The 23,676-nt window shown below is 70.5% G+C and carries 22 protein-coding genes and 1 riboswitch; of the genes, 11 read left to right on the forward strand and 11 right to left on the reverse strand.

All coding sequences use genetic code 11. The annotated features are described in order from the left end of the window. Nucleotides 1-3 precede the first annotated feature (3 nt). Nucleotides 4-288: a chorismate mutase gene (locus NON19_RS26765; protein WP_255931669.1), complete on the reverse strand. Its 285-nt coding sequence runs from the start codon at nt 286-288 to the stop codon at nt 4-6. 303 nt (nt 289-591) lie between these two features. On the opposite strand from NON19_RS26765, the gene guaA reads away from it, so the two are divergent. From guaA to NON19_RS26785, 4 genes are all read left to right on the forward strand, one after another. Then, a complete protein-coding gene (guaA, locus tag NON19_RS26770; protein WP_255931670.1) occupies nt 592-2,181 on the forward strand; it encodes a glutamine-hydrolyzing GMP synthase in 1,590 nt (529 codons plus the stop codon). 109 nt (nt 2,182-2,290) lie between these two features. Then, on the forward strand, nt 2,291-2,893 hold the full coding sequence (locus NON19_RS26775; RefSeq protein WP_255931671.1) for a Uma2 family endonuclease: 603 nt from the start codon (nt 2,291-2,293) through the stop codon (nt 2,891-2,893). 99 nt (nt 2,894-2,992) lie between these two features. Then, nucleotides 2,993-3,787, forward strand: a complete 795-nt coding sequence (locus NON19_RS26780; RefSeq protein ID WP_255931672.1) for a class II aldolase/adducin family protein — start codon at nt 2,993-2,995, stop codon at nt 3,785-3,787. A gap of 134 nt (nt 3,788-3,921) precedes the next feature. After that, the gene (locus tag NON19_RS26785) at nt 3,922-4,437 is read left to right on the forward strand and encodes a DoxX family protein (protein ID WP_255931673.1); all 516 of its coding nucleotides are present in this window, start codon (nt 3,922-3,924) and stop codon (nt 4,435-4,437) included. Here the strand turns inward: NON19_RS26785 and NON19_RS26790 are convergent. Together NON19_RS26790 and NON19_RS26795 are read right to left on the reverse strand one after the other, a co-directional pair. Further along, a complete protein-coding gene (locus NON19_RS26790; protein WP_255931674.1) occupies nt 4,400-4,624 on the reverse strand; it encodes a hypothetical protein in 225 nt (74 codons plus the stop codon). The two genes, NON19_RS26785 and NON19_RS26790, sit on opposite strands and share 38 nt — an antisense overlap. Further along, nucleotides 4,608-5,942 (reverse strand): PspC domain-containing protein, encoded by a 1,335-nt coding sequence (locus NON19_RS26795; RefSeq protein ID WP_255931675.1) that lies wholly within the window; start codon nt 5,940-5,942, stop codon nt 4,608-4,610. Before NON19_RS26795 ends, NON19_RS26790 begins: the two co-directional genes overlap by 17 nt. Before the next feature lie 151 nt (nt 5,943-6,093). Between NON19_RS26795 and NON19_RS26800 the strand changes: the two genes are divergently transcribed. Together NON19_RS26800 and NON19_RS26805 are read left to right on the forward strand one after the other, a co-directional pair. Then, nucleotides 6,094-7,365 carry a PspC domain-containing protein gene (locus NON19_RS26800; protein ID WP_255931676.1) on the forward strand — a complete coding sequence of 424 codons (1,272 nt, stop codon included), beginning with the start codon at nt 6,094-6,096 and terminating at the stop codon, nt 7,363-7,365. Next, entirely contained in the window at nt 7,362-8,045 is a 684-nt protein-coding gene (locus NON19_RS26805) for a LuxR C-terminal-related transcriptional regulator (protein ID WP_255931677.1), read from the forward strand. The genes NON19_RS26800 and NON19_RS26805 overlap by 4 nt, the downstream gene beginning before the upstream one ends. 28 nt (nt 8,046-8,073) lie before the next feature. Here NON19_RS26805 and helR read toward each other — a convergent pair whose 3' ends face one another. Beyond that, nucleotides 8,074-10,224 (reverse strand): RNA polymerase recycling motor ATPase HelR, encoded by a 2,151-nt coding sequence (gene helR, locus NON19_RS26810; RefSeq protein WP_255931678.1) that lies wholly within the window; start codon nt 10,222-10,224, stop codon nt 8,074-8,076. Nucleotides 10,225-10,343: 119 nt separating this feature from the next. Then, a complete protein-coding gene (locus tag NON19_RS26815; RefSeq protein WP_308213738.1) occupies nt 10,344-10,766 on the reverse strand; it encodes an ATP-binding protein in 423 nt (140 codons plus the stop codon). A gap of 124 nt (nt 10,767-10,890) precedes the next feature. Between NON19_RS26815 and NON19_RS26820 the strand changes: the two genes are divergently transcribed. Both NON19_RS26820 and NON19_RS26825 read left to right on the forward strand, forming a co-directional pair. After that, nucleotides 10,891-11,676: a helix-turn-helix domain-containing protein gene (locus NON19_RS26820; RefSeq protein WP_255931716.1), complete on the forward strand. Its 786-nt coding sequence runs from the start codon at nt 10,891-10,893 to the stop codon at nt 11,674-11,676. Beyond that, a complete protein-coding gene (locus NON19_RS26825) occupies nt 11,673-11,930 on the forward strand; it encodes a DUF397 domain-containing protein (RefSeq protein ID WP_255931679.1) in 258 nt (85 codons plus the stop codon). The genes NON19_RS26820 and NON19_RS26825 overlap by 4 nt, the downstream gene beginning before the upstream one ends. Before the next feature lie 4 nt (nt 11,931-11,934). On the opposite strand, the gene NON19_RS26830 is transcribed toward NON19_RS26825, so the two are convergent. Then, a complete protein-coding gene (locus NON19_RS26830) occupies nt 11,935-12,990 on the reverse strand; it encodes a C40 family peptidase (protein WP_255931680.1) in 1,056 nt (351 codons plus the stop codon). 234 nt (nt 12,991-13,224) lie between these two features. Here NON19_RS26830 and NON19_RS26835 point away from each other — a divergent pair, with 234 nt between their 5' ends. After that, a complete protein-coding gene (locus NON19_RS26835) occupies nt 13,225-13,578 on the forward strand; it encodes a hypothetical protein (protein WP_255931681.1) in 354 nt (117 codons plus the stop codon). Nucleotides 13,579-13,645: 67 nt separating this feature from the next. Here the strand turns inward: NON19_RS26835 and NON19_RS26840 are convergent, their stop codons facing one another. Then, entirely contained in the window at nt 13,646-14,785 is a 1,140-nt protein-coding gene (locus tag NON19_RS26840; RefSeq protein WP_255931682.1) for a C40 family peptidase, read from the reverse strand. A gap of 7 nt (nt 14,786-14,792) precedes the next feature. Beyond that, nucleotides 14,793-14,948, reverse strand: a riboswitch (cyclic di-AMP (ydaO/yuaA leader). A gap of 201 nt (nt 14,949-15,149) precedes the next feature. Here NON19_RS26840 and pcrA point away from each other — a divergent pair. Further along, on the forward strand, nt 15,150-17,576 hold the full coding sequence (gene pcrA / locus NON19_RS26845; RefSeq protein WP_255931683.1) for a DNA helicase PcrA: 2,427 nt from the start codon (nt 15,150-15,152) through the stop codon (nt 17,574-17,576). Nucleotides 17,577-17,686: 110 nt separating this feature from the next. Here pcrA and NON19_RS26850 read toward each other — a convergent pair whose 3' ends face one another. Both NON19_RS26850 and NON19_RS26855 read right to left on the reverse strand, forming a co-directional pair. Then, on the reverse strand, nt 17,687-18,748 hold the full coding sequence (locus NON19_RS26850) for a M23 family metallopeptidase (protein ID WP_308213739.1): 1,062 nt from the start codon (nt 18,746-18,748) through the stop codon (nt 17,687-17,689). Nucleotides 18,749-18,870: 122 nt separating this feature from the next. Beyond that, entirely contained in the window at nt 18,871-19,704 is an 834-nt protein-coding gene (locus NON19_RS26855; protein WP_255931684.1) for an esterase/lipase family protein, read from the reverse strand. A 417-nt stretch (nt 19,705-20,121) separates the two neighbouring features. On the opposite strand from NON19_RS26855, the gene icmB reads away from it, so the two are divergent. Continuing rightward, nucleotides 20,122-20,529, forward strand: coding sequence for a coenzyme B12-dependent isobutyryl CoA mutase small subunit (gene icmB, locus NON19_RS26860; protein ID WP_255931685.1), 408 nt, complete (start codon nt 20,122-20,124; stop codon nt 20,527-20,529). A gap of 123 nt (nt 20,530-20,652) precedes the next feature. Here the strand turns inward: icmB and NON19_RS26865 are convergent, their stop codons facing one another. Beyond that, nucleotides 20,653-22,257: a DUF5691 domain-containing protein gene (locus tag NON19_RS26865; protein ID WP_255931686.1), complete on the reverse strand. Its 1,605-nt coding sequence runs from the start codon at nt 22,255-22,257 to the stop codon at nt 20,653-20,655. A gap of 46 nt (nt 22,258-22,303) precedes the next feature. Next, on the reverse strand, nt 22,304-23,659 hold the full coding sequence (locus NON19_RS26870; protein WP_255931687.1) for an SWIM zinc finger family protein: 1,356 nt from the start codon (nt 23,657-23,659) through the stop codon (nt 22,304-22,306). Nucleotides 23,660-23,676: the final 17 nt, after the last annotated feature.

Here is a 23,676-nt window from a genome sequence, read left to right on the forward strand (position 1 = left end):
CCCTCAAAGATTGCCCCGGCACAGCTCAAGTACCGTCATCGCCAGCCCAGCGCCCCGCTTGCCCAGCGCCCCGCTGTAGCGGTTGATGACCTCCATCTCGCGCGACAGATGCACCCGCCGCCCGCCGGAGGCGATCCGCGCGCGCTGGATCTCCCCGGACACCGCGATCCGCTCGGCCAGCAGGCCGAGGATGCGCTGGTCCAGCTCGTCGATCCGCTCCCGCGCGCCGCTGATCAGCCCCGCCGCGTCCGTGCTGCCCGCACCGGTGTCCGCCGTGCTCGTGCTCATATCCGTATGCCTCTCGGGTCACTGCCCCGACGGTCCCGGAACGGTACGGAAACGACTGGCGCCCCGGACCGAGACCGGTCCGGGGCGCCAGTTGATGTCTGGTTCGTTCAGACAGCACGACCATGGCAGCCGGACCAGCCGGTGCCATAGGTAAAGACGACGTGCGCGCTGAACATGGCGGCCATTATGCACGAGCCCCCGCCCGCCGCGCGCCCGGACGCCCAACCCACAGCGGGAGGCGTTTCTCGTAGCAACGGTAGAATCGGGAATCGATCCCTTGTAGCAACCGCCGGAAGGCCGCCCGTGGCATCAGCTACCCCAGCTCCCACCGACACCGTCCTGGTCGTCGACTTCGGGGCGCAGTACGCCCAGCTCATCGCCCGACGGGTCCGCGAGGCCCGGGTCTACAGCGAGATCGTGCCGAGCACCATGCCGGTCAGCGAGATGCTCGCCAAGAACCCGAAGGCGATCATCCTCTCCGGTGGGCCGTCGTCGGTGTACGAGGAGGGCGCGCCGTCCATCGACCGGGCCCTGTTCGAGGCGGGCGTCCCGGTCTTCGGCATGTGCTACGGCTTCCAGCTGATGGCCACCACGCTCGGCGGCACGGTCGACAACAACGGCCGCCGCGAGTACGGCCGCACCCCGCTGCACGTCAACCGGCACGGAGCCACCTCCACCCTGTTCGAGGGCACGCCCGCCGAGCAGTCGGTGTGGATGTCGCACGGTGACGCCTGCTCCGCCGCGCCGGAGGGCTTCACCGTCACCGCCTCCACCGACGGCGTTCCGGTCGCCGCCTTCGAGGACGACGAGCGCAGGCTGTACGGCGTCCAGTACCACCCCGAGGTCATGCACTCCACGCACGGCCAGCAGGTGCTGGAGCACTTCCTCTACCGCGGCGCGGGCCTGGAGCCCACCTGGACGACGCACAACGTCGTGGAGGAGCAGATCGTCGCGATCCGCGAGCAGGTCGGCGACAAGCGGGTGATCTGCGGCCTGTCCGGCGGTGTGGACTCCGCGGTCGCCGCCGCCCTGGTGCAGAAGGCCGTGGGCTCCCAGCTGACCTGCGTCTTCGTCGACCACGGCCTGCTGCGCAAGGGCGAGGCCGAGCAGGTCGAGAAGGACTTCGTGGCCGCCACCGGCGTCGAACTCAAGGTCGTCGACGCCCAGGAGCGGTTCCTCGCCGCGCTCGCCGGGAAGACCGACCCGGAGGAGAAGCGGAAGATCATCGGCCGGGAGTTCATCCGGGTCTTCGAGCAGGCCGCCTCCGAGATCGTCGCCGACGCGGGCGCGCACGGCGAGGCCGTGGAGTTCCTGGTCCAGGGCACGCTCTACCCGGACGTGGTGGAGTCCGGTGGCGGCACCGGCACCGCGAATATCAAGTCGCACCACAACGTCGGCGGTCTGCCGGAGGACCTGCAGTTCCGGCTGGTCGAGCCGCTGCGCAAGCTGTTCAAGGACGAGGTCCGCAAGGTCGGCGAGGAGCTCGGCCTGCCCTCCGAGATCGTCTGGCGCCAGCCGTTCCCTGGCCCCGGCCTGGGCATCCGGATCATCGGCGAGGTCACCCGCGACCGTCTGGACCTGCTGCGCGAGGCCGACGCGATCGCCCGTGAGGAGCTGACCGCCGCCGGTCTCGACCGCGAGATCTGGCAGTGCCCGGTCGTCCTGCTGGCCGACGTACGCTCGGTCGGCGTCCAGGGCGACGGCCGCACCTACGGCCACCCGGTGGTCCTGCGCCCGGTGTCGTCGGAGGACGCGATGACCGCCGACTGGTCCCGGCTGCCCTACGACGTGCTGGCGCGGATCTCCACCCGCATCACCAACGAGGTCCGCGACATCAACCGCGTCGTCCTCGATGTGACCAGCAAGCCCCCGGGCACCATCGAGTGGGAGTGACCTCACCCCCACTCGAACAAGTCAACGACCGCGCCGCCGCTCACGCTTTGGAGTGGCGGCGCGGTCGTTCCTGCTCGGTAGGCTGGCGGTAACGACGAGACTCCATCCCATGGGAGCACTGATGACCGTCGATCCGGATTTCGAGTGGCCGCGCCCACCCGAGGGCGGCTATACCTCGGACGATCTCGATCGGCTTCCGAACCTGCCCCCGCACACGGAGCTGATCGACGGGAGTCTCGTTTTCGTGAGTGCGCAGTCCAATTTCCACACACTGATGCTGCGCCTGCTGGAGTTCGAACTGTTGCGTCAGCTGCCCGACGGGTTGGACGTTCGTCGTGAGATGAGCGTCGTGCTGGGGCGGCGGAACCGCCCAGAGCCTGATCTCATTGTCATCCGCGCTGACGCGGCCGGAGGCCTCAACAAGACCGCCTACCTCCCGGACGACGTTGTCGTTGCCGTCGAGGTGGTATCACCGGATTCCGAAGAGCGCGACCGCGAGTCAAAGCCGCGCAAGTATGCGGCAGCGGGAATCCGCCACTTCTGGCGGGTGGAGAACGATGGCGGTCGGCCGATCGTCTACGTCTACGAGCTCGACCCGTCCACCGGCTCCTACATCCCCGCTGGCATCTACCACGACAAACTGCGGTTGCAGAGCCCGTTCGCCCTTGACATCGATCTCACGTCCCTTGGCCGTCGGCCCGGTCTTGGGTGAGCCATCCGGTTTCCGCCGCCCCATCGACATCGACCTCACCGAGATCGATCCCCTGTAGGCCCCTGGCCTTACCCTGTACCTCGCGGTAACTTCCGCCCCATGAGCGAAAAGACGCCGCCGCAGCCCATACCCACCGACCAGCTCCAGTTCGCGCTTCCGCCGACGTTCGACAACGTCGAGGACGAGCGCACGTATCGCAAAGAGCGGCTCGCCGCGGCCCTGCGCCTGTTCGGGCGGTTCGGGTTCGAAGAGGGCGTCGCGGGCCACATCACCGCTCGGGACCCGGAGTTCACCGACCACTTCTGGGTCAACCCGTTCGGGATGTCCTTCAAGCACATCACGGTCAGCGACCTGATCCTGGTCAACCACTCCGGCCAGGTGGTGGAGGGCCGCCACCACGTCAACCAGGCCGCGTTCGCGATCCATTCACAGGTGCACAAGGCGCGCCCGGATGTCATCGCCGCCGCGCACAGCCACTCCACCTACGGGCGGGCGCTGTCCGCGCTCGGTGAGCTGCTGGAGCCGATCACCCAGGACGTCTGCGCGTTCTTCGAGGACCACACCCTGTTCGACGACTACACCGGCGTGGTCGTAGACGAGGAGGAGGGCCGCCGGATCGCGACGGCGCTCGGCCCGCACAAGGCGGTGATCCTGCGCAACCACGGGCTGTTGACCGTGGGCGACTCGGTGGACGCCGCCGCGTGGTGGTTCATCACGATGGAACGTTCCTGCCAGGTGCAGCTCACCGCGAAGGCCGCGGGCAAGCCGGTGCCGATCTCCTACGAGAACGCGGTGCGCACCCGCGAACAACTCGGCAACGACCTGGTGGCGTGGATCAACTACCAGCCGCTGTACCAGCAGATCACCCGCAGCGAACCCGAACTGCTCGGCTGAGGCCGCGGGCCAGGCGTACCAGGCCCCACCGCACGCCCGTTCAGAAGGTCCGCAGAGCAAACCCGCGCAGTATTGAGCGCGAGCCGTCCAGCTCCCGTACTCATGGGGGAAACCGGCGGAGAGGCGGAGACACGATGCCTGGTGCGCATGCGACGGTGCTGGAGTCCGACGGGAGGTGGCGGGCCGGTTGGGCCCGCCACGCGCTGCTGCCGCTGCGCGTCTTCCTGGGCGTGACGTTCGTCTACGCGGGGCTGAACAAGCTCTCCGACCCCGCGTTCTTCTCCGCCAACGCCAGCGCCCCGGGCTCGCTGGTCGCCACGTTGCACGCGGTGCGCGACAACTCGGCGGTGCCGAGGCTGGTGGACCTGGCGCTGAAGAACCCGGACACGATCGGCCATGTCATAGCCTTCGGCGAACTCGCCGTGGGCCTGGGCACGTTGGTCGGCCTGCTGAGCCGACTCGCCGCCCTGGGCGGGGCGTTGATATCGCTGAGCCTGTGGCTGACGGTGAGCTGGGCGAGCACGCCGTACTACTACAGCAACGACCTGCCGTATCTGATGGCGTGGTTGCCGCTGGTGCTGGCCGGGGCGCCGTACCTGTCGCTGGACGCGCTCATCGCCCGGCGCCGGAAGCGCGCGACCGCTGCCTGACCGACCGCGTCACCGCCCGGACCAGCCCGGTCAGCACCAGGCCGACGCCCAGCACCGGCAGCGCCAGCACGGGCCGGGGGTGCCAGGCCCCGGCCGCCGCGAGCCCGAACCCGGCCGCGATCGCCAGGAACAACAGGCCCGCCAACAGCGTCGCCGGTTCGAAGCGCCGCTCACGATCCGCTGCCACGCAGCACCACCACCTCTCCCACGCCGACCTTCAGGTCGAGCGTGATCGTCCCACCGGACCTGGTGCCCGCGGGCGGGTCCAGCGTCACCGAACGGTCCATTCCCGGGTGCATGTCCAGCCGGTGCGAACCGGGCCCGTCGGGCAGCCGTAGGTCGCCGAGTCCGACCTTGGCGTGCACGTTGACCGTCGCGTTCCCGGGCACCCGCACCTCAAGCTGCCCGGCGCCGACGTCCACCGTCGTACCGGCCGTGCCTCCCTTGAGGTTGAGGCCGGTGAGGTCCAACACCTCCTGGCCCGCCCCGAGTTGGTACGCGGGCCGTAGCTGCGCGGTGGTCGTCGGGCGCCAGTCCTCCCGGTGCCAGTCGGTGCCCACGGACTTCGGCAGCGAGGCCGCGGCCACCAGCAGCACGCTGCTCAGCGCCGCCCACACGATCGTGCCGCGCCCCCGGTGCCCCCAGAAGGCGCCGAGCACCAGGCACAGCCCGAACACCCCGAGCGCGCTGACCAGGCCCACCTGCATGACCGTGCCCAGCGGGTGGTGCCGCCAGGACAGCGCCACGCCCGCACTCGCCGCGAGCACGGCCAGGCAGAACGTCCCCAGCCCGAACCCCGAGCGCTCGCGCCGCCGGTGATCGGCGGCATCCCGGGGGTGGCGGGCCTCCCAGAAGTCCCGGAGCGTGGCGGCCGGCGACGACCACTTCTCGTACGGCGGCCCCTCGTACGAGTCGTCCGGACCCCACAGATACCCGGTGGAGGCGGCTGTGTTGGCCCGCTGCTCCCGCCACCACGACGGGGTGTCGGCGGGCGGCGGCTGCGCGGCCGGGGGCGCGTCGGACACCTGGCCCGAGGCGCTCGCACCGCCCTCACCGTCCGCCCCCGCCCGGGCCAGCGCCGCCCGCCGCTGCTGGGACCAGTAGACCGCTCCGACCAGCGCGACCACCAGGCAGATGGAGAACGCCTGGTTGTTGCCGTTGTCCATGGTGGACAGGAACAGCCCCGAGCCGACCAGCGTGAACAGCAGCGCGGTCAGCGCGCTGCCCTCGATCCGGCCGGAGAGCAGCCGGTGCAGCTCGGTCTCGTCCTCGCCGCACATCGGGATCAGCAGCCAGCCGATGCCGTACGCGATCAGACCGACGCCGCCGGTCAGGGCGAGTACGGCGAGCACCACCCGGAAGATCACCGGGTCCATGCGGAAGAACTGGCCGAGGCCGCCGCACACCCCGCCGATCACCTTCTGGCGGCGGCTGCGGGTCAGCCCCTTGCGCAGCTGTTTCCCCAGCGTGACGCGTTCGTCACCCCGCGGGTCGTCGTCTGTCATGCCTCCTATGGTGCGGGTTGCCCGCGGCTCGCCGGAATCCGTGACTCCCCTGGTCCTACCCTGATTCCCGGCTCAGGGACGCCCAGGTCAGGGACGACCTCGGGGGCAACCCTGATGCCGGACACCGCCGTGACATGTGACCATCGGAGGCATGCCAGCCGTGTCCGCGCCCGCCGGGTCCGCCCGTGCCGACTTCGACGACGATCCGCCGCCCAAGCTGTACCGCAGCTCGGAGGGCCGGATCATCGGCGGTGTGGCCCGCGGACTCGCCGGTCACCTGGGGCTGCCGACATCCTGGGTGCGCATCGCCTTCGCCGTGCTGGTGACCATCGGCGGCCTGGGCATTCCGTTGTACGCGGCTTTCTGGTTCGTCGTACCGCTCGGCGTGGGCGGGGTCGACCAAGCGGCGAGGCAGCCGCTGAGCCCGCGCGCCTGGCTGGCCTCCGGCCGCAAGCCCGACCGGGGGCAGGTCCTCGCGATGATCGCGGTGATCGCGGGCTTCGGGGTGCTGGTGAAGAACCTCAACCCGGGCGCCGCCAACCACTACATCTGGCCGGTCGTGCTGATCGGCGCGGGTGTGGCGCTGGTGTGGCGGCAGGCCGACAACGCCCGGCGGGCCCGCTGGGTGGAGATGAGCCGGGGCAAGCGGTTCTGGCCGGTGGCCCGGGGCGCGGCCGGGGTGATCCTGGTCGCCGCGGGAGTCACCGGGTTCCTGGTGGTGCGCAGTTCCGCGCGTGACCTCGGCGCGGCGCTCCAGGCGTCGCTCGCCGTGCTGGTCGGCATCGCGCTGCTCGCCGGGCCGTACGTGGTGCGGATGACCCAGGACCTGTCGGCGGAGCGGATGATGCGCATCCGCGCACAGGAGCGCGCCGAGGTGGCCGCACATGTTCATGACTCCGTACTGCACACCCTGACCCTCATCCAGCGGCACGCCGACGACTCCCGCGAGGTGGCCCGGCTGGCCCGGGCCCAGGAGCGCGAACTGCGCGCCTGGCTGTACCGGCCGGAGGGAACCGGCAAGGAGGACGAACCGACCACGCTGGCCGACGCGGTGCGGCGCACCGCGGCCGAGGTCGAGGACCACCACGGCGTACCGGTCGAGGTGGTGTGCGTCGGTGACTGCCCGTTGGACGGCAACCTCGGCGCCCTGATGCAGGCCGCGCGTGAGGCGATGGTCAACGCGGCCAAGTACGGTGGCGACGAAGCGGTTCAGGTGTACGCGGAGGTCGAGGAGGCCCGGGTCTTCGTCTCCGTGCGGGACCGCGGCCCCGGCTTCGACATCGACCAGGTGCCGGACGACCGGATGGGCGTGCGGGAGTCGATCATCGGCCGTATGAAGCGCAACGGCGGCGAGGCACGGCTGCGTGCCGCACCGGGTGGGGGGACCGAAGTGGAACTGGAGATGGAGAGGTCGGCGGGATGAGCGAACAGACGTCTGCGACGCGTCAGGTACGGGTGGTGCTCGTCGACGACCACAGGATGTTCCGCACCGGGGTGCAGGCCGAGATCGGCGATACCGGGCGCACGGGTGTCGACGTGGTCGGCGAGGCCGCCGACGTCGACCAGGCGGTGACGGTGGTGACCGCCACCCGGCCCGATGTCGTACTGCTGGACGTCCATCTGCCGGGCGGCGGCGGGGTGGAGGTGCTGCGCCGCTGCGCGTCGTTGATGGCCGACGCCGCGCAGCCGGTGCGGTTCCTGGCGCTGTCCGTCTCCGACGCGGCCGAGGACGTCATCGGCGTCATCCGCGGCGGTGCGCGCGGCTATGTGACCAAGACGATCACCGGTCCCGACCTGGTCGACTCCATCTTCCGGGTGGCCGACGGGGATGCCGTCTTCTCCCCGCGGCTCGCCGGTTTCGTGCTGGACGCCTTCGCCTCCTCCGACGCCCCACCGGTCGACGAGGACCTGGACCGCCTCACCCAACGCGAGCGCGAGGTCCTGCGGTTGATCGCCCGTGGCTACGCGTACAAGGAGATCGCCAAGCAACTGTTCATCTCCGTCAAGACGGTTGAGTCCCATGTCTCGGCGGTACTGCGCAAGCTGCAACTGTCCAACCGCCACGAGCTGACGCGTTGGGCCACGGCCCGCAGGCTGGTCTGACCGTGGCCGCCGGGCGCCCTGGCCGGGGTCAGCGGCTTGTGAGGACGACGAGTTGCCGGGTCGCCCGGGTCATCGCCACATAGCGGTCCACCGCCCCTTCGACGCCCTCGCCGAACGCCTGTGGGTCGACGAGCACGACCAGGTCGAACTCAAGCCCCTTCGACAGCTCAGGGGGCAACGACCGGACGCGGGAGGTCGCCTGGAACGAGGGGTCACCGATGACGCAGGCGATACCGTCGGCGTGCGTGGCGAGCCAGGTGCCGAGGACGGAGTCCAGGTCGGAGATGGATCCGTGGACGACGGGGACGCCGCTGCGGCGGATGGAGGTTGGCACGTTGGCGTTCGGGAGCACGGCCCGGATGACCGGCTCGGCCTCCGCCATGACCTCTTCCGGCGTGCGGTAGTTGGTGCTCAGGGAGGCCACGTTGATCTGGTCGAACCCGATCCGCTCAAGCCGCTCCCGCCACGACTCGGTGAACCCGTGCCTGGCCTGGGCGCGGTCCCCGACGATGGTGAAGCTCCGGGACGGGCAGCGCAGCAGCAGCATCTGCCACTGCGCGTCGGTCAGTTCCTGCGCCTCGTCCACGACGATGTGCGCGAACGGCCCGGCGAGCCGGTCCTGATCGGCGCCGGGCAGGGCCGTCTCGTCGATCAGACTGTCCTGCAGGTCCTGTCCGCGCAGCATCGTCACCGCGCCCTCACCGTCGTCATCGGCCTGGAGCAGGTTGTCTATGACGCCTGCCATGCGCTCGCGTTCGGCGGTGACGGCGGCGGCGTGCCGACGCTTGCGTCGTGCCGCCCGCGGGTCGCCGAGCCGCTGCCGTGCCGCGTCCAGCAGCGGCAGATCGGACACCGTCCAGACCTGGGGCTCATCACGCCGCAGCTTGCGAAGCTCGTCGCGGCTGAGCCAGGGAGCGCACATCCGCAAGTAGGCGGGTACCGACCACAGGTCTGAGACCAGGTCCGCCGCTTCGAGCAGCGGCCATGCCCGGTTGAGTGCCGTGACCAGCTCCTCGTCCTGCAGCAGCGACCTCCTGAACAAGTCGGGCGAGACGTCGCCATGGTCGTGCTTGTCCATCAGGATCGCGACCAGCTCATCCCAGATCTGCTCACGCGCCTCGTTGTGCGGAGTACCTGGTTCCGGTGCTTCGAACGCCGCTGCCCAATCGTCGGCGCTCAGCCAGATGTCGGACCAGTGGGTCGATACCGTCATCCCCTCGGAGGGCGGCTCCTCATAGAACCTGACGGCCGTCTCGATCGCCTTCACCATGTCCGCGGACGACTTCAGCCGGGCCACCTCCGGATCGGTCTCGACCGCCGCCGTGGCTCCCTCGGCCACCAGGTCCCGCAGGGTGCAGGTCTGTACCCCCTCCTCTCCGAGGCTGGGCAGGACATCGGCGACGTACGCCAGATACGGCTGGTGCGGACCGACGAACAGCACACCGCCGCGACGGTGACCAAGACGCGGGTCGGAGTAGAGCAGGTACGCGGCGCGGTGCAGAGCCACGACGGTCTTCCCCGTACCCGGGCCGCCGTCAACGACGAGAGCACCACGCGAACCCGCGCGGATGATGGCGTCCTGGTCGGCCTGGATGGTGCCCAGTACGTCCCGCATCCGGGCCGACCGGTTGCCGCCCAGGCTGGCGATGAAAGCCGACTGGTCGTCAAGCGCCGCGTGCCCTTCGAACCCGTCCTCGGTGAACACCTCGTCCCAGTAGTCGCTGATCCGGCCGCGGGTCCAGCGGTACCTGCGGCGGCTGGCCAAACCCATCGGGTTGGCGTGCGTCGCGGCGAAGAACGGCTCGGCCGCGGGGGAGCGCCAGTCGAGCAGCAGCCGACGACCCGCACTGTCGGTGAGGCCAAGTCGCCCGACGTACACGGGCTCGGGACGGTCCGCGCGGACGATGCGTCCGAGGCACAGGTCCAAACCGAAGCGGCGCAGGGCGCGCAGTCGAGCGGTCAGCCGGTGAACCTCCGCGTCCCGGTCCATCGCCGCCCGGCCCAGGCCCCCGGGTGCCCTGAGTTCGGCGTCGAGGCGGTCGGACAACTCGGCGATCGCCTGCTCCAGGCTCTCCGCGATGGCCGCGAAGTGCCGCTCGTCATCGGCGATCAGCGCCGGGTCGGCCTTGGGCGAGAGGTGATCGGGAAGGTCAAACGCGCTGGTGGTCAAGGGGTTCACGAAGCTCCCAATTCCGCAGGTTCCGGCCGAGGCCAGCGATTGTGCGGCATGACCGGGGCCTTGCCGCAAGGCCCCCAGTGCGCTATAGGTTGATAGTGGCGAGGAGTAGGTAATCCCGCTTACAGGTGCTTCAGGTGCTTCACAGGAAGCTCGTTCACAGGAAGCTCGAACCACACCGTCTTGCCGATCCCGTACGGGCGAGGCTGTACGTCCCAGGCCCTGGCCAGCAGGGCCACCAGTGCCAGGCCCCGGCCGCACTCGTCCTCCGCCGTGGCGCGCTTCAGTTTCGGCCACTCACTGCTGGCGTCCGACACCTCCACGCGCAGCGCACCCTGCCGTAGCGCGCACCGCGCGCCGATCTGCCGCCCCGGCGAAACCCGGCCGTGGCGGCAGGCGTTGGTCATCAACTCGCTCAGTAGCAGTACGGCGGTCTCCATGGTCTCGTCCGGAACCCGCCACGAACTGGCCTGCTCCCGCAGCCATGTTCGGGCCCGTCCCACGCTCCGGGGATGGCGCGGAAAACGCCGCTCAATGTCGTTCACGGGTCATACCGTGCTCCGCGGGGAATAGCGTTTGGAGTGACGGTGCGGGTACGGAGCGCTGCTGTACCCGTCGCGTGACAGGGGAGGCGGGACGGTGACCAACGGGACGGCGGCTCAGCCACCGATGGCATGGCGCTACTGCGGCAACCAGGTCAAGCTGTGGCGCATGCGGGCGGGGGTGAGCCGGGAGGTCCTGGGGGACAAGGCGGGGTACGAGTACGAGACGGTCAAGTCGATGGAACAGGGTCGCCGGAGGCCGAGCCTCCGGCTCCTGGAGGTGGCCGACGAACTCTGCGGGGCGCGGGGGTTGTTGCTCGCGGCGCAGGAGTATTTGAAGCCGGAAAAGTACCCATGGTTCTCCATGGATTTCATGCGATACGAGAGCGAGGCGATCGCGCACAGTTCCTATGAGCCGCTGCTGATCCCGGGTTTGCTCCAGAACGAGGAGACAGCCAGGGCGCTCCTTGAATCCCACTGGCCGCCGCTGGACGACGAGACGGTTGAGGAGCGGGTGGCTGCTCGGCTGGAACGCCAGTCCCTGCTGGAGAAGCAGACCAAGGCGTTCACGTTCGTGATCGGCGAGGCGGCTGTGCGCTACCCCGTTGACAGCGGCGAGGCGCACAAGCGTCAGCTACTGCATTTGCTGGCCGCCGCGAAGCGGCGCAACGTGACGATCCAGGTCATGCCATTCGATCGAGGTGCCCACCCTGGACTGAACGGGCCATATGTCCTCTTGGAGACACCGGAGCACGAGCAACTCGCCTACGAGGAAGGCCAGACCAGGGGTGTGCTGTACGCGACCCCTGAACAGGTGAGCCTCGTCTCCCAACGCCATGCCATGATCCTCCAGAAGGCGCTCAGTCCCGAGGAATCGGTGCGCTACATCGGAAAGTTGGCAGAGGAGCTATGAGCGACGAACGGGCGTGGTTCAAGTCCAGCTACAGCGGCACTGAAGGTGGCAACTGCGTCGAAGTCGCCGTCTCCTGGCGCAAATCCAGCTACAGCGATTCGGAGGGCGGCGCCTGCGTCGAGGTCGCCGCCTGCCCCCAAGGCGCCGACACCGTCCACGTCCGGGACTCCAAGGACAAGTTCGGCCCCCAACTGGCCTTCACGGCCGCCGCGTGGGCGGAGTTCATAGCCTTCGCGGCCCGGCAGGGCGACTGACCCCTCAGCCGGGGCGAGTAGCCCCGGCGAACGGCATCTCGGAGATCGGGGAGATCCGGACCGGGGCGCCGGGATGCGGAGCGTGAATCATCTGGCCGCCGCCGATGTAGATGCCGACATGGCTGACGCTGGAGTAGAAGAACACCAAGTCACCCGGCTGGAGTTGGCCCTGTGGCACGTGCGTACCGGCGTTGATCTGGCTGTACGTGGTCCGGGGCAGGGAGACCCCGGCGGCGGACCAGGCGGCCTGGGTCAGGCCCGAGCAGTCGTAGGAGTTGGGGCCGGTCGCGCCCCACACGTACGGCTTGCCCAGTTGCGCGCGCGCGAAGGAAACCGCCTGCGCGGCCCGGGAGTTGGGTGGGGACACCTCGGGCGCGGTGGCGTAGTGCGTGGGGGAGTGGGGCTGGGCCGTGGCGGGTGGAGCCGTCGCGGATTGGCTCGTCGCGGGCTGGCCCGGGGCAAGTTGGCCGAGCAGGTCGCGGGCGTGGTCGAGTTCCGAGGCCACCGTCTGCTTGCTGGCGGCGAGTTGATGCTCGGTCGCCTGGAGCGTGCTGAGTTTGCGGGCCGCCTGGTCGCGCAGTGCCTGCGCCTGCCGCTCCTGGGTGGTCAGGCCGCCGAGGGTGGCCGCCTGGCTACGGCCAATCCGTTGCAGCATGCCCGCCTGCTCCAGGTATTGGTCGGGCCGGGAGGAGAGGAGCAGCCGCATCGCCGGGTCGGGGTCGCCGGAGCGGTACTGGGCGGCGGCGACCGTACCGAGGCGGTCCCGGGTCCGGTTGATCTGCTGGGTGCGGCGGGCCAACTCGTCCTGGAGTGAGCTGAGTTCGCCGCGCTCGGCGTCGGCCAGCGCCTTGGCGGCGTCGTACTTCTGGGTGGCCTGTTCGGCCTGCTGGAAGAGCGCGTCCACCTGTGAACTGACGTGCTCCGGTGCGGGCTTGGGGGCCGCGTGCCCGGTGTCGGTCAGGGCGCTGGCGGCGCCCGCTCCCGCGATCACGAATGTGGCGGCGGTACGGGCGGTGGCTCCGGTGAGGGCGCGCCGCCTGGGTTTTCGGTGCGAGGCCACGGGGGTACTTCTCCGTCTCCGCGAGGTCGCTTCGGTCTGCTGAGGGACGCTAGACCCGGGGGTTACGCGGATGCGGGGCATGGATCGGGACTGACGTCAAACGATCAAGCGGTGATCGAACGTGACCGGCACGTTATGTGGGCGACGTGCTTTCGTCGGTGGCGGCGACCGATGCGGGGGATGCGGCGCACCCGGGTGAGTGCGGGTGCTATGGCCGAGATTAGGCTCACGCCCATGAACGTGCTGATTCACCTCTTCGTCGGCCTGCACATCATCGGCATCGCCGCGCTGCTCGGCGGCTTCCTCACCCAGATGAAGGCGATGCGCAGCGGCGAGGTCCGGATGGTCCCTGCGATGCTGCACGGCGCACTGACAATGCTCGCCACCGGCATCGTGCTGGTGGGCCTCAGCCAGGCCCAGCACGAGCAGATCAACACCATCAAGATCGGCATCAAGCTGGCGCTTCTGGTGGTGATCCTGGGCCTGGTCTACGTCAAGCGCGACGAGGAGCGGGTCGAAAAGGCCGCCCTCGCCACGGTGGGCGCGCTAACGGCCACCAACATCTTCATCGCGGTCCTGTGGACGTAAGGGGATTTTGGGAGGCGCAGCCCCAAGGGGCCCCCGGGGGCGGAGCCCCCGAGGGGTTGCCGTCTCACTACGCGGGGCGCGTCGCCCCGTAGATCGGCATTTCGGTCACCGGCTGGATATCGACCACCGCCCCCGTATGCGGAGCCTGGATCATCTGCCCGTTGCCGATGTACATCGCGACATGGCTGATGTCGCTGTAGTAGAACACCAGGTCCCCCGGCTGGAGGTCCGAAATCGCCACGCGGTGGCCGACGTTGACCTGGTCCCACGTGGTGCGCGGCAGCGTCACCCCCGCGGCGGCCCAGGCGGCCTGGGTGAGCCCGGAGCAGTCGTAGGAGTTGGGGCCGGTCGCCCCCCACACGTACGGCTTGCCCAGCTGCGCCTTGGCGAACGCGATCGCCTTGGCGGCCTTGGCCGCGTACGAAGACGATGACGAGGAACCGGAGTTGGAGCCGCCGGCCCCCTGCGAGGACCCCTGCTGCTCCTTCTGCCGCTGCTCGGCGGCCAGCTTCGCCGCCTCCTGCTGCGCCTGCTCCTCCTTCTGCTTCTGCAACGCCGCCAACCGCGCCTTCTGCTGCGCGGTAAGGCTGTTGAGCAGGTTCTGCGCCTGGGTGAGCTTCTTCTGGACCGTCGCCTTGTCGGCCGCCAGCTGCTGCTGCGCCTCGGTGAGCGACTGGAGGCTCTTGGCCGCGGTACTGCGCTGACTGGCGGCCTTCGCCTGCTGGGTCTCGTATTCCGCCAGCAGTTGCTGCTCCTTGCCGGAGGCCCGGTTCAACAGGTGCGACTGGTCGAAGTACTGCTGCGGATCGGTGGCCAGGAAGAACTGCGCGGTCTTGCCCAGCCCGCCGGTGCGGTACTGCGCGGCGGCGTACTGCCCCAGCGTGCGCCGGGTGGTGTTGAGCTGCTGGGCCCCGCTGGCGAGCTGGTCCATCAGCGCGTCCGCCTTCTTGCGCGCCGCTTCGGTGTTCTGCTGCGCCTGGTCGTACTTCATGGTGGCGACCTCGGCGTCGTGGTTGAGCTGGTCGACCTGCGCCTGGACGTCCGCGATCGACGGCTGCGCTGAGGGCTGCGCGGGTGCGGCCGACGCGGTCTCGCTCAGCAGGGTGACGGTGGCGAGCGCGGCCGAGGTCAGACCTATGACCGAGCGGGTGCCCGGTGCCGCCAGGGCGAGGCTCAGCGGTTTACGGGCTTTGCGATGCGACGCCAACGCGGGCGCTCCTTCCGTGGACCGCTTACCGGGTTAGCTGTCGGGTTCGGGCGGTCGGAAGGTTGCCCTACGGCCCGCGCGGTGGCCGCGCGTGCCGATTCACCCCCAGGTGGTGCGGATGGGTCCCCGGTTCCGGACGGGCCGGATTCAGCGGAGGCGTACGCCTCGGCGCGGTCGCCGAGTTGGGGGAACGGACGCCTGGTCGAGCACGCTAGCGAACTCGTGTGGCTGGTGTGAAGTCCGTGCGTGATTTGTCCGCAACCATTCCGTGATCCTGTGTGCGACCCGTCGCCGAGCGTGTTCCCGGGCGCGTTCACCGGTCCCGGCCCGGGCTGTCGGTGCGGCGGCCTAGACTCGGTGGACGATGAGCAGCCTCTTCGATGACAGTTTCCTGGCCGACATGGCCGCCATGGAGCCGGGCGAGGAACACCCTCCGCCGCCGGACGAGCACCCGGCGGAAGCGCTCCCGGACGACCTGTTCGGGGGCCGGTACGACACGCCGCCGCACGCGTTGGGCACGCTGCGCGACACGTACTACCGGGACGGCGCGCCGCGCCCCGTGGTGGACCCGTCGGCCCTGCTGGAGGGGCTGAACGAGAACCAGCGCGCCGCCGTGGTGCACTCCGGTTCCCCCCTGCTCATCGTCGCCGGCGCGGGCTCCGGCAAGACCCGGGTGCTGACCCACCGGATCGCCCATCTGCTCGCGGCGCGCCATGTGCACCCCGGCCAGATCCTCGCGATCACCTTCACCAACAAGGCCGCGGGCGAGATGAAGGAGCGGGTGGAGCAGCTCGTCGGCCCGCGGTCGGCGGCGATGTGGGTGTCCACCTTCCACAGCGCGTGCGTGCGCATCCTGCGCCGCGAGTCCAAGAAGCTCGGCTTCACCTCCAGCTTCTCGATCTACGACGCCGCCGACTCCAAGCGCCTGATGGCCCTGGTCTGCCGCGATCTGGACCTGGATCCCAAGCAGTTCCCGCCGAAGTCGTTCAGCGCCCAGGTCTCCAACCTCAAGAATGAGCTGATCGACGAGGAGACGTTCGCCGCCCGGGCGGAGAACCCGTTCGAGAAGAAGCTCGCCGAGGCGTACGCGCTCTACCAGGCCCGGCTGCGCGAGGCCAACGCGCTGGATTTCGACGACATCATCATGACCACCGTCCACCTGCTCCAGGCGTTCGAAGACGTCCGCGAGCACTACCGGCGCCGCTTCCGGCACGTGCTGGTGGACGAGTACCAGGACACCAACCACGCCCAGTACACCCTGGTGCGCGAGCTGGTCGGCAGCGGCGACGACGCCGCCGAGCTGTGCGTCGTCGGTGACGCGGACCAGTCGATCTACGCGTTCCGCGGTGCGACGATCCGCAACATCCTCCAGTTCGAGGAGGACTACCCGACGGCGACCACGATCCTGCTGGAGCAGAACTACCGCTCCACGCAGACCATCTTGTCCGCCGCCAACGCGGTCATCGAGCGCAACACCAGCCGCCGTCCGAAGAACCTGTGGACCGAGGCGGGCGCCGGACCGGTGATCACCGGCTATGTCGCCGACACCGAGCACGACGAGGCGCAGTACGTCGCCGAGGAGATCGACCGCCTCAGTGACGCGGGCGAGGCGAAACCCTCCGATGTGGCGGTCTTCTACCGGACCAACGCCCAGTCCCGGGTCTTCGAGGAGATCTTCATCCGGGTCGGGCTGCCGTACAAGGTCGTCGGCGGAGTGCGCTTCTACGAGCGCAAGGAGGTCCGGGACGTCCTGGCCTACCTACGCGTTCTGGCCAATCCGGAGGACAGCGTTCCGCTGCGTCGGATCCTCAATGTCCCCAAGCGCGGCATCGGCGAACGCGCGGAGGCGATGATCGACGCGCTGTCGCTGCGCGAGAAGATCACCTTTCCCCAGGCGCTGCGCCGGGTGGACGAGGCGTACGGCATGGCGGCCCGCTCGGTCAACGCCGTCCGGCGGTTCAACGAGCTGATGGAGGAGCTGCGCACCATCGTCGAGTCCGGCGCGGGACCGGCGACCGTGCTCGAAGCCGTTCTCGAACAGACCGGCTATCTCGCCGAGTTGCAGGCGTCCACCGATCCGCAGGACGAGACCCGGATCGAGAACCTCCAGGAACTCGCCGCCGTGGCCCTGGAGTTCGAGCAGGAGCAGCCGGAAGGCGTGCTGTCGGACTTCCTTGAGCAGGTCGCGCTGGTCGCCGACTCCGACCAGATCCCCGACGAGGAGGAGGGCGGCGGCGTCATAACGCTGATGACGCTGCACACCGCCAAGGGGCTTGAGTTCCCGGTGGTGTTCCTGACCGGCATGGAGGACGGCGTCTTCCCGCACATGCGCGCGCTCGGCCAGGCCAAGGAACTGGAGGAGGAGCGCCGCCTGGCGTACGTCGGCATCACCCGCGCCCGCGAGCGGCTCTACCTGACGCGCTCCGCGATGCGCAGCGCCTGGGGCCAGCCGTCGTACAACCCGCCGTCGCGGTTCCTTGAGGAGATTCCGGACAAGCTCATCGAGTGGAAGCGGACGGGTGGTTCGGCGCCGTCGGTGTCCGCCGCGTCCGCTGCGCTGTCGGCCGGGCGCACCGGCAAGGCGGGGCCGTCCGGGTTCGCCACTCGGCGGGCGAAGGAGCGGCAGGTCGTCTCGCTGGCGGTCGGCGACCGGGTCACCCATGACTCGTTCGGGCTCGGCACGGTGGTCGCGGTCAAGGGCAGCGGGGACAACGCCGAGGCGACGGTGGACTTCGGGGACGACAAGCCGAAGCGGTTGTTGCTGCGGTACGCGCCGGTCGAGAAGCTCTGACGCTCCGCTGGGTTTCGGCAGCGCCCCGAAGGGGCGCGGGGAACTGCGCGACCAGCCACAACGGTGCCGCAGATGACCGACGGCGTATCGTCGCACTCCCAGCGGAGCGCTCAGCGCGGGTCCAGGCCGTGGGAGGTCAACCACGGTAGAGGGTCCACCGGTTCACCGCCGTGCGGGCGGACCTCGAAGTGCAGGTGCGGGCCCGTGGTGTTGCCGGTGTTGCCGGAGTAGGCGATGACCGTGCCCGCACGGACGGTGCCGGTGCGGACCTTGGTACTGCTCAGATGGCAGTACCAGGTCTCGGTGCCGTCGGGAGCGGTGACTATGGCCATGTTGCCGTAGGACGGGTTCCACTTGGTGCGCACCGTGCCGTCGGTGGCCGCCATGACGGGGGTGCCGTCGCTCACCGGGAAGTCGATACCGGTGTGCACCGACATCCAGTTGATGCCCGCCTGGCCGAAGTAGGCGCTCAACCCCCGCTGGGTGACGGGCAGTACGAACTTCGGCCGCATCGCCTCCTTGCGGGCGGCCTCGGCCGCCTTCCGCTTCGCCTCCTGCGCCTGCCGGTTCCTCAGGTCAAGGCGCTGCTGGGCGCGGCTGGCCCGGTTGGCGAAGTCATCGGCGCCGTGGCTGACATCGGACAACTGCTGGTCGAGTTTGCCGGCCGCGGCCTTGGCCGGGGCGGGCTCGGCCTGGGGCGTCGTGCCCTCGTGGTGGCCGGCGGCGACGCTGCTCACCGCGGCGGCGGTCACTCCCATGACCGCCATCGACGGCACGCCGACGGTGAGCATCGCGGACCGCCGGGAGCGTCTGACGGTGCGCCGCCGACGCCCCGGTCCGCTGGACTGCCGTACGGCGGGCTCGGGTTGCGGCGTCAGGGCGGGGGGCTCGGCCGGTGCTGGTTCGGCGGGACCGGTCATCACCGCTGTGTAGTCGGCGATGTGCTGTGGATCGGCGGGGTAACTGCCGGTCTCATACGTCCCGGTGTCGTATGTGTGGAATACCGGGTAGCCGCCGGTGTCGTGGACCTGGTAATCCCCGTGCCCGGTATACGGGTCATATGCGCTGCCCGGGGCATATGCGACGGCCGTGCTGTCGAAGTGCGCATACGTGCCGGTCTCGTACGCCCCGGTGGAATACCCGTCGTAGCCGTACGTGCCGTACTCGTCCACCAAAACTTCGCTTTCGCCTCGGCATCGGAGGAATCAGCGGCGACTGTATCCCGCCCTACCGGATGCCGACAATCTCCACGCGGGTTCGGGCAGGCGCGCGAAGAACATCCGACCGCCCGGGGTCATGCGGCGTCCACTGCTCCGCCGTGCTCCTCGTCCGCGCTCAGCGCCTGCTGAATCGCCGCCACCACCGCGCCGTTGACCGGGAACGTCAGATGTCCGATGGCGGGCGCCCGGACGTTGTGGGCGGTCAGGTCGGGATGGTCGAGCCGAGCTGTTTCGGCGGGCACCATGAATTCGTCGAGTTCGCTCCAGAAGGCGACGAAGCGGGTACGGCAGCCAATCGCCGGATTCCCGAGTTCGAGCAGCAGTTCGGAATTCGGCCGCATTTGCCGAATAAGCGGATGCGGGCTGGCGAACGGTATGACGCGGGTCCCGGAGTGCGGTGTGCCGAGGGTGACGACCGTACGCACCCGGGCGTCGCCGCCCAGCCGCTGCACGTAATAGCGGGCGACCAGGCCGCCCAGACTGTGTCCGACGATGTCGATCCGCTGGTGGCCGGTGAGTTCGCAGAGCCGCTCCACCTGCTCGGCCAATAACGCCGCCGCGTCGCGCACATCGCAGGTCAGCGGTGAGTAGTTGAGCGCCTGCACGGTGGTCCAGCCGTTCCGCCGCAGGCTGCGGGAGAGCAGGGCGAAGACCGACCGGTTGTCCACGAAGCCGTGCAGCAGCAGCACGGGGGGCGGACCGCAGGGTGCCGCCGGAATCCGGCGCTCCGCGAGTGCGTCGCCGCCCGCGGTGCCGCGCTGGTCGGCGGTGCGCTCCTGCAGGACGCCGGTGGGGTAGAGCAGCAGGTGCCCGGCCAGCACCACCAGCTCCACTCCGGTGGCCCGCAGCAGGGCGAGCGAGCGCAGCAGCCTGCGCCAGCCCAGGTCCGTCAAGGACAGATCAACCATGGCCCGACCTCCCCGTTTTCGGTGCCGGGAAGACAGGCCTGGCCCCCCGCGGCCCCTGCGGGTCGCCGAGTGGTGCCCTTCGGCCCCGCCCGCACCGACGGCTCGGCGGGCAAAGCCGTACCGCCGTGCCGTGCGGCTGGCGGCACGGGGGTACGGCGACCTGGCTGCGGCTCCCCAGGTAGACGAGCGGCCCGCCTGCCACCACCCGGTCGCTACGGGTGGCGCGCTACGGACGAGGCGCTACGGACGACGAGGGCGCAGATGCGGGCCGACGCTCGAATGAACGTGTCCCACGTGTGATTTCCCCCTCCCTTGGCGCCGCGAAACTGCCGGGTGCGCGATGCTGTAGATAACGTTCGTTCACGCTGGAGCCGATGGCGCTCCCGGTCGCAGCGATGGCATGGCATGGAGGCAGTGATGGGTGTGTCCGGTCCGATCCGCGTGGTGGTGGCCAAGCCGGGTCTCGACGGTCACGACCGTGGGGCCAAGGTCATCGCCCGGGCGCTGCGCGACGCGGGCATGGAGGTCATCTACACCGGTCTGCACCAGACCCCGGAGCAGATCGTGGACACCGCCATCCAGGAGGACGCCGACGTGATCGGTCTGTCCATCCTCTCCGGCGCGCACATGACGCTGTTCGCCAAGGTGATCGAGCTGCTGAAGGAACGGGACGCGGCGGACATCAAGGTGTTCGGTGGGGGGATCATCCCCGAGGCGGACATTCCGCCGCTCAAGGAGCTGGGGGTCGCGGCGATCTTCACTCCTGGGACGCCGACCAGCGACGCGGTGGCGTGGGTACGGGAGAACGTGAGGCAAGCGGCGTAGCCGCTGCCCGCCGGACGTTTCGGGACTCGCCCACCCGCCCGCGCCCTTGCGCGCAGCGCAACCCGCACCGGCTGTGCGCAACGGCACCGCACAGGCTGAGCGCAAACGGGTGGGCGGATGGCGCTAGCCCGCGAGCTCCTGCAGCATGGCCGCCCGTAGCCGAAGCGTGGTGACCAACCGCTGGAACGCCTCCGACCAGTACGCCCCGGAACCGGGAGACGCGTTCGAACCGTCCTCCGCGGTCGCCGTGAGCGGCTCCAGGCGTTCCGCCAGCCCCGGGTCAAGGCAGCGCTCCGCCAACCCCATCACACCGCTGAAGCTCCACGGGTAGCTGCCCGCCTCCCGCGCGATGTCCAACGCGTCGACCACCGCCCGCCCCAGCGGCTCCGCCCACGGCACCGCGCACGCGCCCAGCAACTGGAACGCCTCCGACAGGCCGTGCCCGGCGATGAACTCGGCCACCCAAACCGCCCGTTCGTCCTCCGGCAGCACGGACAGCAGCTTCGCCGGGTCCCCGACGGCGGCCACCGCACCGGCCGGTACCGGCGGCGGCCCGAGCAGTGCCCGGGCCCACCGCGCGTCCCGCTGCCGCACCGCCGCCCGGCACCAGGCCGCGTGCAGGTCCGGTTGCCAGTCGTCGGCCACCTCCAGCGCCGCTATCTGCTCCGGCGTGCGCCCCCCGAACCGGTCCCGCCATATGGCCAGTGGCGCGCCCTCCACCAACTGGCCCAGCCACCAGGACCGTTCACCGCGCCCCGGCGGCGGGGTGGCGGTCACCCCGTCCCGTTCCATCGCCGCGTCGCAGGCGTGCGGCGCCTCGACCACGATGCGTGGACCGACCCCCGTACGGTCCAACGCGACGCAGGCCAGGGCCCGTTCGGTCATGCGGTGGGAGAGCGCCGAGCCGGGCAGCGCGGACAGCAGCTCGGCGGCGGTGGCGCGGACGTTGCGGCTGCGGTCGGTGAGCGCCTGTTCCAGGAACGGCTCATCGTCCGGGCCGAGACCGGTGCGCAGCGCGTCGAGGAACAGCAGCCGATCCTCGGCCCGCTCCTTCGCCCAGGTGCCGCTCAGCAGCGCGAGCCCGGCGGCCGGATCGCGCTCCCGGATGCGGGTGAGCAGCGCCACGCGCTCCGCGAACAGTCCCTCGTCCCACAACCGTTGGGCCGCCCGCGGGTCTGCTGCGGCGTCCCCGGCGGCGCCCCGGTTGCCCGAGCGCAGGGCGAACTTCCACTCCGGGTTCAGCTCGGCCAGCCACAGGGCGCGCGGACCGGCCAGCGCGAGTGCGTCGGACCGCAGGTCGGTGCGGGCCCGCGCGGCGTCCAGCAGGTCCGGAAGCACCGCGTCCGGGGCGCGGTACCCATACCGTCCGGCTGCCGCCAGCCACTGCGGCAGCAACTCGGCGAGGCTGGGCGCCGCGCCGCGCCGTCCGCCGCCTGAACCACCGTGGTGCGTACGGTCGTTGAGCAGGTCGCGGAGACGGGACCGGGCGGCGGGTGGGGGCAGCGGACGTGGATCGTCCGGTGCCACCGCGGGGCGTGGCGCGCTACGGGCCGGGCGCAGTCCGGCGCGGCGGCGCACGGTGGCGACGGCCGCCGCGTCCAGCAGCGCCCCCGCCGGATCGACGGGCTCGGCACCGACCTCTATGGGTGGTCTGCGCCGGGTGGTGCCCAGCAGCGCGGCGGAGACCAGCTCCTCCCAGGCCGGTGCTGTGTGCTCGGTGATGGTCATGGTTCCCCCTTTGTTCGTGCCTGCCGCCGAAGCGCGGCGAAGCCCGTCACAGCGCTACCGGCCGCGCCGCCGACCAGGTCGTCAGCGGGGTGAAGCCCCGGTGTCCCACGGTGCCGAAGACGGTGACCGGACGACCGCCCGAGACCGCGGCGAGCCGCCACAGGCCGGGCCGCCCCAGCCGCCGCGGGTCCACCGGAAGCGCTGAGTCCCCTTCCGCGTCGGCCAGTTGCCAGCCGCACTGGTCCGGTATCGGCACCACCCCGGCCAGTACCACCGGCCATTCGTCCAGCCAGGGATCGGCGCCCAGCGCCACCCCGTACCCGGTCAGCGCCTCTTGGACCGGCACGCCAGGCGGTGTCTGCCCGGCGGTCGGCGGGCCGTACCGGGTGCCCAGCGCGGCGCGCAGCGGCAGGCCGCCGGGGTGGTAGGCCAGCTCCGCCTCCAGCGACCGGCCCACCGGCAGCGTCACCTCCGGCGCCCGGCCCGCCGCGCCGAACGAGAGCAGCAGCGCCGCACGGCGGCTGCGCGCACCGAGCAGCCAGATGCGGCGGGTGGTCATCGTCCCTTCCACGCTGTCCTGTTGGGCGAGCACCAGCCAGCTGTCCCGGAGCGTCGGCCCGGCCAGCAACTCCGCGCTGGCGGTGGTGAATCCGAGCCGGGAGCGGACCGTGTCGGCCAGGGGACCTGGCAGCGAGTCCAGGTTGAGGCAGCCGCGGGCCAGCAGGTGCAGCATCGCGTACTCCTCCAGCAGCCGCGACGGCCAGTCGCCGCCCGACGCCGGTATCGCCGCCAAGTCCCGTACACGCGCGGCGAGTCCGGGGGCCTGGGCGTCGACCATGCGGGCGGCGACGCCCTCCCAGCCGCGCTGCTCCTCCCGGCCCATGGCCAGGCCGCTGCGCAACTGGTCGGCCAGCCGCGCCTCAAGTTCCGTCGCGCCCGCCGCCACCCGTTGGGCGCGCCGCTCGGCGCGCTTGCGAGCCGCCGCGGGATCAGCCGCCGCGCTCGCGCCGCGCGCGGTCTTCTCGCGCGCCGCCGCCGTGCGCTTGGCGTGCCACTGCGCCACCCACTGCGGTGGCGTCCCCTCATCCGTGGCCGTGGGCACCTCGCCGCGCGCCCACAGCAGTAGCAGCGCCAGGGCGTGCTTGCACGGGAACTTGCGGCTCGGGCAACTGCAGTTGAACGCCGGACCGGCGAGGTCGACGGCCGTGCGGTACGGCTTGCTGCCGCTGCCCGCGCACAGCCCCCACACCACCGCACCGCCGCCGTCCCCCGACGGCCCCGACGTGCCCGTGCCGGTCCACGGTCCCGGCGCGGCGAGCCGGGTACCGGCCTTTTGTGACGCGGCGTCAGGAGCGAGTGCGAGCACTTGCTCCACCGACCACCGCTGCTCGGTGTCCTCCATGCCCACGACGCTACGAG

It is taken from the genome of Streptantibioticus rubrisoli, assembly GCF_024436055.1.
Lineage (GTDB): Bacteria > Actinomycetota > Actinomycetes > Streptomycetales > Streptomycetaceae > Streptantibioticus_A > Streptantibioticus_A rubrisoli.